This is a genomic window from Actinomadura sp. DC4 (assembly GCF_030406325.1).
In the GTDB taxonomy this organism is placed as follows: domain Bacteria; phylum Actinomycetota; class Actinomycetes; order Streptosporangiales; family Streptosporangiaceae; genus Actinoallomurus.
Genome location: NZ_JAUEQY010000002.1, coordinates 1 through 12,657 on the forward strand (window position 1 = coordinate 1; position 12,657 = coordinate 12,657).

Annotated in this window: 11 protein-coding genes; 2 read left to right on the forward strand and 9 right to left on the reverse strand. The window is 70.2% G+C overall.

The features are described from left to right. Positions 1 to 318 (reverse strand): SDR family NAD(P)-dependent oxidoreductase (locus QWU11_RS02500; protein ID WP_290103339.1); only part of this gene is annotated, 318 nt, incomplete at its 3' end. 232 nt (positions 319 to 550) lie between these two features. On the opposite strand from QWU11_RS02500, the gene QWU11_RS02505 reads away from it, so the two are divergent. Beyond that, positions 551 to 3,451 carry a CARDB domain-containing protein gene (locus QWU11_RS02505; RefSeq protein ID WP_290103340.1) on the forward strand — a complete coding sequence of 967 codons (2,901 nt, stop codon included), beginning with the start codon at positions 551 to 553 and terminating at the stop codon, positions 3,449 to 3,451. Positions 3,452 to 3,546: 95 nt separating this feature from the next. Continuing rightward, complete coding sequence (locus QWU11_RS02510) at positions 3,547 to 4,593, forward strand: magnesium transporter CorA family protein (protein ID WP_290103341.1); 1,047 nt, start codon at positions 3,547 to 3,549, stop codon at positions 4,591 to 4,593. On the opposite strand, the gene QWU11_RS02515 is transcribed toward QWU11_RS02510, so the two are convergent. The 8 genes from QWU11_RS02515 to QWU11_RS02550 form a co-directional block, all read right to left on the reverse strand. Next, positions 4,594 to 5,409 carry a xanthine dehydrogenase family protein subunit M gene (locus QWU11_RS02515; RefSeq protein ID WP_290103342.1) on the reverse strand — a complete coding sequence of 272 codons (816 nt, stop codon included), beginning with the start codon at positions 5,407 to 5,409 and terminating at the stop codon, positions 4,594 to 4,596. Continuing rightward, complete coding sequence (locus QWU11_RS02520) at positions 5,406 to 5,870, reverse strand: (2Fe-2S)-binding protein (protein WP_290103343.1); 465 nt, start codon at positions 5,868 to 5,870, stop codon at positions 5,406 to 5,408. The genes QWU11_RS02515 and QWU11_RS02520 overlap by 4 nt, the downstream gene beginning before the upstream one ends. Next, positions 5,867 to 8,131, reverse strand: a complete 2,265-nt coding sequence (locus QWU11_RS02525; RefSeq protein ID WP_290103344.1) for a xanthine dehydrogenase family protein molybdopterin-binding subunit — start codon at positions 8,129 to 8,131, stop codon at positions 5,867 to 5,869. The genes QWU11_RS02520 and QWU11_RS02525 overlap by 4 nt, the downstream gene beginning before the upstream one ends. 163 nt (positions 8,132 to 8,294) lie before the next feature. Then, complete coding sequence (locus QWU11_RS02530; RefSeq protein WP_290103345.1) at positions 8,295 to 9,404, reverse strand: fatty acid desaturase; 1,110 nt, start codon at positions 9,402 to 9,404, stop codon at positions 8,295 to 8,297. A gap of 14 nt (positions 9,405 to 9,418) precedes the next feature. Further along, positions 9,419 to 10,489 carry a ferredoxin reductase gene (locus QWU11_RS02535; RefSeq protein WP_290103346.1) on the reverse strand — a complete coding sequence of 357 codons (1,071 nt, stop codon included), beginning with the start codon at positions 10,487 to 10,489 and terminating at the stop codon, positions 9,419 to 9,421. Between the two features lie 138 nt (positions 10,490 to 10,627). After that, positions 10,628 to 10,831, reverse strand: coding sequence for a cold-shock protein (locus tag QWU11_RS02540; protein WP_290103347.1), 204 nt, complete (start codon positions 10,829 to 10,831; stop codon positions 10,628 to 10,630). A 212-nt stretch (positions 10,832 to 11,043) separates the two neighbouring features. After that, positions 11,044 to 11,499, reverse strand: a complete 456-nt coding sequence (locus QWU11_RS02545) for a universal stress protein (RefSeq protein WP_290103348.1) — start codon at positions 11,497 to 11,499, stop codon at positions 11,044 to 11,046. A 39-nt stretch (positions 11,500 to 11,538) separates the two neighbouring features. Beyond that, positions 11,539 to 12,651 (reverse strand): acyl-CoA desaturase, encoded by a 1,113-nt coding sequence (locus tag QWU11_RS02550; protein WP_290103349.1) that lies wholly within the window; start codon positions 12,649 to 12,651, stop codon positions 11,539 to 11,541. Between the last annotated feature and the right edge of the window lie 6 nt (positions 12,652 to 12,657).

A 12,657-nucleotide genomic window follows, 5' to 3' on the forward strand; every position in this document is an offset into this window, starting at 1 on the left:
GGCGCCGGTGAGTTCGGTCCAGTCCGCGCGCCTGGTCGTGGCGGCGTTGGGCACCAGCACGCCGACCCGGCCCAGCTCCTCCTCGCAGCGGCCGAACATCGCGTCCACCGACGCCGCGTCGCCGACGTCGGCGACGTAGACCGCCGCCGTACCGCCCTCGTCCCGGATCCCGGCGGCGACCTCCTCCGCCGCGGCCACCCTCACCGGCGAGGGGTGGCTGTTGATCGCCACCGCCATCCCGTCCCGCGCGAGCCGCCGGGCCGTGGCGGCCCCGATGCCGCGTGACGCGCCGGTCACCAGCGCCACCCGCTGAGCCATCGCGTCTCCTTTCGATCGTTCCAAGCGCGGTCGCGCCCCGGTCAGGACGCGACCCCGGAGACGTCACCCTAAGGCCACGCCTTTGATTGACTTTTTGCGAGGAAAAGTTTGCCTCTTGCGTTGCCTTGTCAAGAAATCTAACCTCTGGGATGCGTCCCACATGCCTCCCCCAGGCACGTGCCCCCTCACGCGTTGTCGCGTGCGACAACGCATGTCTCAGACGAGAGGCGCAATGAGACCGAAGCACGTACGTCTGCGTCTGGTCGCGGCGACCGCCGTGGTCAGCCTGTTCGCCGCGCTAGGACTGGCGACGCCCGCGTCGGCGTCGTCCAAGCCGGTCGCGCCGGCCGCCGACACGAACCTGGCCGCCGGAAAGCCCATCACGGCCTCCTCCCACGTCTACGACTTCGTCGAGACCAACGCCAACGACAACAACGTCGGCACCTACTGGGAGAGCGCCGGCGGCGCGTACCCGGCGACCCTGAGCGTCGACCTCGGCGCCAAGGCCAACATCAGCTCCGTCGTCGTCAAGCTGAACCCGGACCCGATCTGGGGCACCCGTACGCAGACCATCGAGGTCCTCGGGCGCCCCGCGCACACGGGCAACTTCACCAGCCTCGTGGGCGCCACGTCGTACACGTTCAACCCGAACTCCGGCGCCAACACCGTGACGATCCCCGTCTCCGCCACGGTCGCCGACGTGCAGCTCAAGTTCACCTCCAACTCCGGAGCGCCGGGCGGGCAGGTCGGGGAGCTGCAGGTCATGGGCTCGGCGGCCCCGGCGCCCGACCTCACGATCAGCGACATGTCCTGGACCCCGTCCTCGCCGGTCGAGACCGACTCGGTCAGCCTCAAGGCGACGGTCAAGAACACCGGTACGGCGGCCTCGGACGCGACGAACGTCAACTTCTACCTCTCCGGCCAGAAGGTCGGCACCGCCTCGGTCGGCGCCCTCGCCGCCGGCGCGTCGAGCGCCGTGACCGTCTCGGCCGGGACGCGCACCGCCGGCACGTACCAGCTCGTCGGCAAGGTCGACGAGGCCGACACCGTCCTGGAGCTGAACGAGACCAACAACAGCTATACCAACCCGACGTCGCTGGTCGTGGCGCCGGTGTCGAGCTCGGACCTGGTCGCCTCGGTCAGCTGGAGCCCGAGCAACCCCTCCAGCGGCAACAACGTTTCCTTCAACGTGGCCGTGAAGAACCAGGGCACGATCGCCTCCGGCTCCGGCTCGCACGGCATCACACTGACGCTCCTCGACGCGAACAACGCCGTCGTGAAGACGCTCACCGGCTCGGTCAGCGGAACGATCGCCGCGGGCGCCACCGCGCCGGCGGTCAACCTCGGCTCGTGGACCGCGGCCAACGGCAAGTACACGGTCAAGGTCGTACTCGCCAATGACCCGAACGAGCTACCGGTCAAGCAGGCCAACAACACGAGCACCACGCCGTTCTTCGTCGGCCGCGGCGCCAACATGCCCTACGACAGCTACGAGGCCGAGGACGGCGTCCTGGCCGGCGGCGCGACCGTCGTCGGCCCGAACCGCACCATCGGCGACCTCGGCGGCGAGGCGTCCGGCCGCCGGGCCGTCAAGCTCGCCTCCACGGGCAGCAGCGTGGAGTTCACCACCAAGGCCAGCACCAACACCCTGGTGACCCGGTTCGCCATCCCCGACGCCTCCGGCGGCGGCGGGATCAACTCGACGCTCGGCATCTACGTCGACGGCACGTTCCTCAAGACCATCGACCTGACCTCGCACTACGCGTGGCTGTACGGCAACGAGACGGGCCCGGGCAACTCGCCGGACTCGACCCCGCGCCACATCTACGACGAGGCCCACGTCCTGCTCGGCACGACCGTGGCGGCCGGTCACAAGATCCGGTTGCAGAAGGACGCGGCCAACAGCGCGGCGTACTACTCGATCGACTTCATCAACACCGAGCAGGTGTCGCCGATCGCCAACCCCGACCCGTCCAAGTACACGGTGCCTGCCGGGTTCGCCCAGCAGGACGTGCAGAACGCCCTCGACAAGGCCCGGCAGGACCCGACCCTGACCGGCGTCTACCTGCCCGCGGGCACGTACCAGACGTCGGGAAAGCTCCAGGTGTACGGCAAGGCGATCAAGATGGTCGGCGCGGGCCCCTGGTACACCCAGTTCCAGGCGCCCACCGGTCAGGAGAACACCGACATCGGGATCCGGGCGGACTCCACGGCCAACGGCTCGACGTTCTCCGGGTTCGCCTACTTCGGCAACTACACCTCGCGGATCGACGGGCCGGGCAAGGTGTTCGACCTCCAGAACGTCGCGAACGACACGATCGACAACATCTGGGTCGAGCACATGGTCTGCATGTACTGGGGCAACAACACCGACCACATGACGATCACCAACTCGCGGATCCGCGACACCTTCGCCGACGGCATCAACATGACCAACGGCAGCTCGGACAACCTGGTGTCCAACGACGAGGCCCGCTCGACCGGCGACGACAGCTTCGCGCTGTTCGCCGCGACCGACTCCGGGAGCTCCGGCGAGAAGAACAACGTCCTGCAGAACCTCACGGCGATCCTGCCGTGGCGTGCGGCCGGCCTCGCGGTCTACGGCGGGCAGGACAACACCGTCAAGAACATCTACATCGCCGACACGCTGACCTACTCCGGCATCACGATCAGCTCGCTGGACTTCGGCTACCCGATGGAGGACTTCGGACCGGATCAGACGACCTTCAGCAACATCTCGATCGTGCGGGCCGGCGGCCACTTCTGGGGCGCGCAGACGTTCCCCGCGATCTGGATGTTCTCCGCCTCCAAGCAGTTCCGGGCCATCCGGGTCACTGACGTGGACATCGTGGACCCGACGTACTCCGGGATCATGTTCCAGACCAACTACGTCGGAGGCCAGCCGCAGAACCCGGTCACCGACACCGTGCTCACCAACGTCACGATCAGCGGCGCGCACAAGAGCGGCGACGCCTACGACGCCAAGTCCGGCTTCGGGATCTGGGCCAACGAGCTGCCCGAGCCCGGGCAGGGCCCGGCGGTCGGCTCGGCGACCTTCAACAACCTCAAGCTCAGCGACAACGCCGTGGACATCAGGAACACGACGACCACCTTCACGATCAACCGGCCCTAGTGCCGGCGGCACGCCCCGGCACCCGCGAGGTGCCGGGGCGTGCGTCCGTTCGGCGAACGTCCTTGGCATGATCGAGACGAAGGAGCGTGAGCCGGATGGACGTTCGCCTCATCACCGCGGGTGGAGTCGAAGAGCGTTCCGTGAAGGAACTGCCGAAGTTGCTGGGCGGCGGAGAGGGTGTGCTCTGGGTCGACATCCCGAGCTGCGACGCCGGAGGCGCCGAGGTGCTGGCCGAGGTGTTCGGCTTCCACCCCATGGCGATCCACGACTGCGTCGAGCGCAACCGGGTGGCCAAGATGCACGCCTACCCGGACCATGTGTTCGTCGTGCTGCACACCCCGGAGCGGGGTGAGCGCGGGCACGTCCACTATCTCGAGCTGGACCAGTTCGTCGGCCGCAACTACCTGGTCACCGTGCACGGCCCGCTCAACCCGGCGGTACGGCCGGATGCGGCGCTGCGCGAGACCGAGTCCGTGCTGCGGCGGCTGCGGGCCGGGCGGCTGCGGCCCGCCACCCCCTGGGAGCTGTCGCACGCGGTCGTCTCCGCGGTGACGCGGAGCCAGGAGGCGTTCGTCGAGGCGGTGACCAGCGACGTCTGGCGGCTCGAACAGCGGGTCACCGGCGGGAACGTCGGCGACCCGGTGGAGTTCTTGAACGAGCTGTTCCGCGCCCGCCACGGCCTGCTCGCCGTACGCACCATGGGCGCGCTGGGCGCCGCGACCTATGACCGGATGCGGGCCCTGACCGGCGTCTCGCCGGGCGGCCAGAAGCTGGCGGCCGACATGGCCGAACAGCTCGAACGCGTGCGCGGCATCGCCGACGGCGAACGGGAGTACATCCAGGGCGTGATGGAGTTCTACCAGACCGTGCTGACCATCAAGTCGACGTTGCTGGACCAGGCCCAGAACGAGGAGGTCAAACGGCTGACCGAGGCCAGCTACGCGCAGAACGAGGAGCTGAAGCGGATTTCCGCCTGGGCGGCGATCTTCTTCGCTCCCACGTTCGTCGGCACGGTGTACGGGATGAACTTCGACCACATGCCGGAGCGGCACTGGGTCGGCGGCTATCCGTTCGCGCTGGTCCTGATGGCGCTGGGCTCCGTCGTGCTCTACCTGATGTTCAAGCGGCGCGACTGGCTCTGATCAGCGCGCGCCGGCCTCCTCCAGCGCCCGGCGGACCAGCACCCGTACGACGTGCGAGCGGTACTCCGAGCTGGCGTTGGCGTCGGCGAACGGCGAGGTGCCCTCGGCGGCCTGGGCCGCCGCGTCCGTGATCGAGGCGCCGTCGGCCAGCGCGCGCTCCACGGCCGTGGCCCGCAGCGGCGTCGACCCCATGTTCACCAGGCCCACCGAGTGGCCCTGGACGGCGACGCCGACGATGGCCCAGTCGATGGCCCGGTGGGTCAGCTTCTGGAACGCCCAGGCGTTCGACGCGGGCCGCGGCACCCGGATCTCGGTGAGCAGCTCGTCGTCCTCCAGCGCCGTCTCGAACGGGCCGCGGAAGAACTCGGCCGAGGGGATCTCCCGTACGCCCGAGGGGCCCGAGGCGACCAGCACGCCGTCCAGCGCGAGGACGACGGCCGGCACGTCGGAGGCCGAGTCGCCGTGGGCGAGCGAGCCGCCGATGGTGCCGCGGTGGCGTACCTGCGGGTCGCCGACGGCACTGGAGGCGCGCGCGAGCAGCGGGAGCTCCTCGGCGAGCACGTCCGAGTGCTCCAGGTCGTGGTAGCGGGTCAGCGCGCCGATCGCGATGTGGTCCGCCTCGGCGCGGACGTAGGACAGCTCGCGCAGGCGGCCGATGTCGACGAGGACCTCGGGCTGGGCGAGACGGAGCTTCATCAGCGGCAGCAGCGAGTGGCCGCCCGCGATGAACTTCGCCTCGTCGCCGTACTCGGCGACGAGGTTCAGGGCCTCCTCCGCGGAGCCGGCCCGCCGGTAGACGAACTTCGAGGGGATCATCGCGCACCTTCCGCCGCGGAGAGGACCGCCTGGACGATGTTGTGGTATCCGGTGCACCGGCACAGGTTGCCCTTGAGGGCCGTGCGCACCTCGGCCTCGGTGGGGTCGGGATTCTCCCTGAGCAGCGAGGTCGCCGCCATCACCATGCCCGGGGTGCAGAACCCGCACTGCAGGGCGTGGTGCTGCTGGAAGGCGCTCTGCACCACGTCCATCTCGTCGCCCTCGCCGGCCAGGCCCTCGACGGTGCGGACCTCCTCGCCGTCGGCCTGCGCGGCCAGGACCGTGCACGACTTGACCGACTCACCGCCCAGGAGCACCGTGCAGGAGCCGCACGTGCTGGTGTCACAGCCGACGTTGGTCGCGGTGAGGCCGACCGCGTCGCGCAGGTAGTGGACCAGCAGGGTGCGGTCCTCCACCTCATGGCTGGTCTTCTCACCATTGACCATGATCGTCACGTTCACTGGGCGGTCCTCGCTTCGTTGATCGCGGTCCAGACGCGTTCGGGGGTGGCCGGCATGTCGACGTGGCGTACGCCGAGGTGGGCGAGCGCGTCGACCACGGCGCTCTGTACGGCCGGCGTGGAACCGATCGTCCCGGCCTCGCCGATGCCCTTCACGCCGAGCGGGTTGACCGTCGTGGGCGTCTCCATCGACACCAGCTCGAAGCTCGGCAGCTCCGCGGCGCTGACGAAGGAGTAGTCCATGAGCGTGGCGGTGATCGGGTTGCCGTACTCGTCGTAGGCCATCTCCTCGTAGAGCGCCTGCGCGGCGCCCTGGGCGATGCCGCCGTGGCGCTGGCCCTCGGCGAGGATCGGGTTGAGCACCGGCCCGGCGTCGTCGACGGTGACGTGGCGTACGAGGCGCGCGCGGCCGGTCTCGACGTCGACCTCGACCACCGCGACGTGCGCGCCGAACGGGAAGGTCGACTGGTCGGTGGTGAACTTCGTGTTCGCCGACAGCCCGCTCTCCCCCGCGCGCTCGGCGAGTTGCGCCCAGCCCACTCCCTGCCCGGGGACCCCGCGTACGGTCCAGGTGCCGCTCTCGGTGTCCAGGACGAGGTCGGCCGGGTCGGCCTCCATCTCCTCTGCGGCGAGCTCCCGCGCCCGCTCCTTGACCTCGACCGCGGCGTTGTGCAGCGCCGACCCGCCGAGCTGGAGCGAGCGGGAGCCGAACGTGCCGACGCCCTCGGTGAGCACGTCGGTGTCGCCGTGCCGCACCGTGATCTTGTCCATCGGGATGCCGAGCTCGTCCTGGACGAGCATCGCCCAGGCGGTCGCGTGACCCTGGCCGTGCGGCGAGCTGCCCGTCCACACCGTCACGGTGCCGTCGGTGTGCACCTCCAGCGAAGCCGTCTCGCCGGCTTGGGGGCCGCCCCCGGTGATCTCCACGTACGTGGAGACCCCGATGCCGAGCTGGAACGGGTCGCCGCGCTCGCGGCGCCGCTGCTGTTCGGCTCGCAGCTCCTGGTAGCCGGCGGCGTCGAGCACGGTGTCGAGGGCCTTGGCGTACTCACCGGTATCGTACGTGGCGCCGGTCGGCGTCGTGTAGGGGAACTTGTCCGGGGCGACGAAGTTGCGCCGGCGCACCTCGGCCGCGTCCATGCCGATCTCGGCGGCGAACAGGTCGATCGCCCGCTCGATCGCGGCGGTCGCCTCCGGGCGGCCGGCCCCGCGGTACGCCGCGATCGGCGTGGTGTTGGTGAGGACCGTGCGGTACGCGACCTCGACCTTCGGCAGGTCGTACACGCCGCTGGCCATGAGCATCGTCAGCGTCGGCATCAGCGTGGCCATCCGGATGTATCCGCCGCAGTCCTGGAGGATCTCCAGGCGATACGCGTCGACCTTGCCGTCCCGGCTGCCGCCGATCGTGAGCGTCTGCAGCTGCCCGCGGCCGTGGGACATCCCCAGGAGGTTCTCGTTGCGGGTCTCCACCCAGCGGACCGCCCGGCCCGTACGGTGAGCGGCCCAGCCGACCGCGATCGCCTCGCGGTCGATGCCGATCTTGGCGCCGAACCCTCCGCCGACGTCCGGCGCGATGACGCGGACCGCCTCGGCGTCGAGGCCGAGGCGCCCGGTCACGGCCGCTTTCACGCCGTGGACGTTCTGCGTGCTGGCCCACAGCGTCAGCCGGCCGTCGGCCCAGGTGGCGGCGACGGCGCGCCCCTCCATGGGGACCGCCGCCACGCGCTGGTTGACGATGGTGTGCTCGACCACGACCTCGCAGTCGGCGAACGCCTTGTCGTCGAACTCCTCCGCGCCTCCGCGGGCGACGACGTTCGTGCCGGACTCGGGGAAGAGCAGCGTCTCGTCGCGTACCCCCTGCTGGACGCCGATGACCGCGTCCAGCGGGTCATAGTCGACGCTGACCAGCTCGGCCGCGTCCTCGCCCTGGTAGTGCTCGTCGGTCAGGACCAGCGCGACCGGCTCGCCGGCGAAGCGCACGGTCTCTCCGGCCAGCAGCGGTTCGACCTCCGGGACGTCCTTCGCGCCGCCGGGCAGGTCGGCGAGGTCCTTCGCGGTGAACACGGCCACCACGCCGGGCTCGGCCAGCGCCGCCGACACGTCGATCTCGGTGATCCGCGCGTGGGCCATCGGGCTGCGCACGAAGGTCGCGTACGCCGCGTGCCGGAGCCCGGGCAACCGCAGGTCCTCGACGTAGACCGCGCCACGGGTCAGCAGGCGCGGGTCTTCGGTGCGTACCACACGGGTGCCCAGAATGCTCATTGCCCCTCCGAGGCTCGACTCCACAATCCTATGGATCAGGACAAATGGGAGGAAAGCGGATGTCAGGTCTTCTGACGATCATTCCATCAGAAGATCCGACAGGGCCAGCACTGTACGGTGCCTCGCGCCATGGCGGCACCCCCTCCGCCGGCGACGGCGTACGTCAGACGACGCTCCGGAGGGTCCGCGCCGGGACCGGCTCGGGCTCGGGGCGAGCGGGGCCCGGCAGGGCCATCCGCAGGACCCGGCGGTAGACCGAGCCGACCTGCCGGGCGAACGAGCCGGAGTTGTAGGGCAGGTCGAACCTCCGGCACAGCTCGCGGACCCGGGGCGCGATCGCGGCGTACCGGTTGCTCGGCAGGTCCGGGAACAGGTGGTGCTCGATCTGGTGGCTGAGGTTGCCGGTCATCAGGTGGAGCAGCCGCCCGCCCTCGATGTCGCACGAGCCGGTGAGCTGGCGGACATACCACTCCCCGCGGGTCTCGTTCTCCAGCCGGTCCTCGGTGAACACCTCGGCGCCGTCCGGGAAGTGGCCGCAGAAGATCACGGTGTGCGCCCAGACGTTGCGGGCGAGGTTCGCGGTCAGGTCGCCGAGCAGGACCGGCACGAAGGCGGGGCCGGCCAGCAGCGGGAACACCACGTAGTCCTTGGCCACCTGCCGGCCCACCTTGGCCGCGATGGCGCGCAGCTGGGTCAGCACCTCGCCCGCGGTCTTCTCGCCCGACGGCACGCGCTCGACCTCCAGGTCGTACAGCGCGATGCCGTACTCGAAGAACATCGCCAGCAGCGCGTTGTAGAACGGCTGGAGGACGTAGACCGGATGCCAGCGCTGCTCCGGGCTGACCCGCAGGAGCGTGTAGCCGAGGTCGCGGTCCTTGCCGAGCACGTTGGTCCAGGTGTGGTGGACGACGTTGTGCGAGTGGATCCACTGGCGGGCCGGGGAGGCCATGTCGAACTCCCACGTCGTCGAGTGGATCTTCGGGTCGCGCATCCAGTCCCACTGCCCGTGCAGGACGTTGTGGCCGATCTCCATGTTCTCCAGGATCTTGGCGGTGGCCAGCGCCGTCGTGCCGGCGAGCCAGGCCGGCGGCAGCCAGGACGCGAAGAGCAGCGCGCGCCCGGCCACCTCCAGCCGGCGCTGCGCCGCGATCACGCGGCGGATGTAGCGCGCGTCGTCCTCGCCGAGGCTCGCGAGGACCTCGTCGCGGATCCGGTCCAGCTCCCGGCCGAACTCCTCGACGTCGGCCCGGCTGAGGCGGTCGGTGGTGGACATGGCTCGGCCCCCGTTCACAGGTCGATCTCGACGGTTCCGGCGGCGGCGGAAACGCAGGTCTGGATGAGGTCCCCCACCTCGCCGTGCAGCCGCCCGGTGCGCAGGTCGCGGACGCGGCCGGAGGCGAGCCGGCCCAGGCAGCTGCGGCAGATGCCCATCCGGCAGCCGCTCGGCAGCAGCGCGCCCGCCTCCTCGCCGGCGGCCAGCAGCGGGGTGCGGCCGTCGGCCTCGGTCTCCCGGCCGCTCCGCAGGAAGCGGACGCGGCCGCCGTCGCCGCCGGACGGCGGTCGCAGGACGGGGTGGAAGCGCTCCACGCGCAGCGGGACGCGGTGGGCGGCCCAGTGCTCGGCCGCGGCGGCGAGCATCGCGGCGGGCCCGCAGGCGAAGGCCGTGCGTTCGGCCCAGTCCGGGCACAGGTCCGCGACGCCGGCCGGGCCGAGGCGTCCGTCGTACCGCGTGTGCCGCTCGTACAGGCGCAGGCCGGGCCTGCGTGCCGCCAGGTCCCGCAGCTCCACGCCGAAGATCACGTCCTCGCGCGCCGGCGCGGAGTGGATCAGGACCACGTCGGACGCCTCTGCGGGCAGGCCGTGCAGCATCGCCCGTACGGGCGTGATGCCGCTGCCGGCGGTGAGGAACAGCAGGCGCGCGGGCGGCGGGTCCGGCAGGACGAACTCCCCCTCGGGGCAGGCCAGGCCCACGATCGTTCCCGGCCGCAGGCTCCGGACGAGGTGGCCCGACACGAGTCCGGCGGCCTTCACGGTGATGGTGACGAGGCCGTCCGTACGGGGCGGTGAGGAGAGCGAGAAGGTGCGCCAGTGGCGCACGCCGTCGATGTCGACGCGGATCCGGGTCCACTGGCCGGGGCGGTGCGGCCGCCAGTGCCGGCCGGGACGGAGCACGATGGTCGCCGCCTCCGCGGTCTCCGGCCGTACGGCCTCCACCCGGGCGCGCGGCTCGCGGGCTGCCCACAGGGGGTTCAGCAGCGTGAGGTAGTCATCGGGCAGCAGCGGAGTGGTCAGCCACTCGGCGGTGCCGGCCAGCCGCCGCAGGGCGCCCTGCCAGAGGGCGGATCGGCCGCGCGTCACGTGCCGTGCCGTGGTGTGTTCGAGGACCCCATGAGCCTCTTCGTACCCGAGTGTGCACGACCGCGAACTCACGGTGACGCCGCCGGAAACGAACACGGGCCCGCACGAAGACGTGCGGGCCCGTGCCGGTGTTGCCGATCAGACGGGGACGATGTTCTCCGCCTGCGGGCCCTTCTGGCCCTGCGTGATGTCGAACTGGACCTTCTGGCCTTCCTGAAGCTCACGGAAGCCCTGGGCCGCGATGTTGGAGTAGTGAGCGAAGACGTCGGCGCCGCCGCCGTCCTGCTCGATGAAGCCGAAGCCCTTTTCGGAGTTGAACCACTTCACGATGCCTGTAGCCATGTGTCCGTTTTCTTTCTGGGGCAGTAGCGGGACTCTCACTTGAGAACCCGCGTCGCTGAAATGACCCCAACCAGGTAAACCGGTGCAAACAAAACGCGCCTGAGGTGAAGAACCAGCAGGCGCGCATAAAGTTTATGGGAACCACAACTGCAACTTTTAACAAGCTACCACAGCCGGAAGCTCCGCAAACCGCGTGGGCCGGTTGGATCATGTCAGGGCACGATGAGGACCGGACATTTCGCCTGCCGGGTGACTTCATCGGCGACGTTCGACCGGAAGAGGGCCGACGGCCGGGTGTGATTTCGGGCACCCAAAACGATCAGGTCCGCGTCGAAGGCCCGTGCCTGGTCGAGCACGGCCTGCGGCGTGTCGCCGGGGGCGCTCTCCAGCAGAAGGCCCTCGGCGCCGATCCCCTCAGCGGCCAGGGCCGCCGCCGCGTCCTCGACCATCCGCCGGGCGGCGCCGCCCGCGTCACTTTCGGTGGGCCCGCCGGCCAGCGCCTGGTTGGCCAGGTCGCCCAGCATCTGGGGCACGGAGGGAAACTCCGTGGTCCGGACATGCAGGACGTGCACGGCCGCCCCGGTCAGCGCCGCGAGCCGCCGGGTGTGGTCCAGCACCGCCTCGGTGGTCGCCGACCAGTCGACCGCGACGAGGATGCGCTCGTACACCGTCCGAATCCTTCCGGGGCGTTTCGTATGCCGCCCGGCTCAGGCAACGCCCATGCCATCCGCCGGTTTCGTAGGAGTTCGCCGCGATGCGGTGACGCCGACCGCGTGGAGGTGACGGATCACCTCTGCATAGGAGCGGGCCAGGGACGTCTCGGCGTACGAGATTCCGTGCTGCTTACAGTACGCGTGGACGAGTGCCTGGGCGCGCCGGAGGCTCGGCCTGGGCATGCTGGGGAACAGGTGGTGCTCGATCTGGTAGTTGAGACCACCGAGCACGAAGTCGGTGAATCGGCCGCCACGGACGTTGCGCGACGTCAGGACCTGACGTCGCAGGTAGTCGATCTTCTCGTCCTCGCCGAAGATCGGCATGCCTTTGTGGTTCGGCGCGAACGAGGCGCCCATGTAGACCCCGAACAGGCCCTGCTGCACGACCAGGAAGCACACGGCCTGGACCGGCGTCAGGACGAGGAACAGCACCGTGAGGTAGCCGGCCGTGTGGACGACGAGCATGGCGGCCTCGGCCAGCCGCGTCCTCGGAGACGTATGCGTGCGGTTCAGGAGCGCTCGGACGCTGGCGACGTGCAGGCTGAGGCCCTCCAGGAGCAGCATCGGGAAGAACAGGTAGGCCTGGTACCTGGCCAGCAGCGCGCCGAGGCCGCGTCGCGCGCGGGCGTGGGACTCGGTGAAGGCGATCGCGCCGATGGCGATGTCAGGGTCGTGGCCCTCCTGGTTCGGGTGGGCATGGTGGCGGTTGTGCTTGTCCACCCACCAGCCGTAGCTCAGCCCGACCAGCAGGCCGCCGTGCAGGCGGCCGAGCAGGTCGTTCGCCCGTTTCGAGGCGAAGATCTGCCGATGCCCGGCGTCGTGCCCGATGAAGGCGACCTGGGTGAACGTCACGGCGAGGAACGCCGCGACGGCCAGTTGCCACCAGGATCGGCCCAGCAGCGCGAAGATCACCCACCCCAGGGCGAAGAGCATGAGGTTGAGGGTGATCTTGACCGCGTAGTAGGCCGGGCGGCGGTCGAGCAACCCGGCCTGCTTGACCTGGCGGGACAGCTCGGCATAGTCGCTGCCGCGCGCGGCCCTCGGTCGGCCTCGGCGGACGCTCGCCGTCTCCGGCGTTTCGCCGGATCTCAGAGTGTCATGACCCATTCGTTT

Coding starts and splice junctions, on each gene's coding strand:
- QWU11_RS02550 (WP_290103349.1), bottom strand. CDS start 12,651: ATGGGTCATGACACTCTGAGATCCGGCGAAACGCCGGAGACGGCGAGC.
- QWU11_RS02540 (WP_290103347.1), bottom strand. CDS start 10,831: ATGGCTACAGGCATCGTGAAGTGGTTCAACTCCGAAAAGGGCTTCGGC.
- QWU11_RS02530 (WP_290103345.1), bottom strand. CDS start 9,404: ATGTCCACCACCGACCGCCTCAGCCGGGCCGACGTCGAGGAGTTCGGC.
- QWU11_RS02525 (WP_290103344.1), bottom strand. CDS start 8,131: ATGAGCATTCTGGGCACCCGTGTGGTACGCACCGAAGACCCGCGCCTG.
- QWU11_RS02515 (WP_290103342.1), bottom strand. CDS start 5,409: ATGATCCCCTCGAAGTTCGTCTACCGGCGGGCCGGCTCCGCGGAGGAG.
- QWU11_RS02505 (WP_290103340.1), top strand. CDS start 551: ATGAGACCGAAGCACGTACGTCTGCGTCTGGTCGCGGCGACCGCCGTG.
- QWU11_RS02510 (WP_290103341.1), top strand. CDS start 3,547: ATGGACGTTCGCCTCATCACCGCGGGTGGAGTCGAAGAGCGTTCCGTG.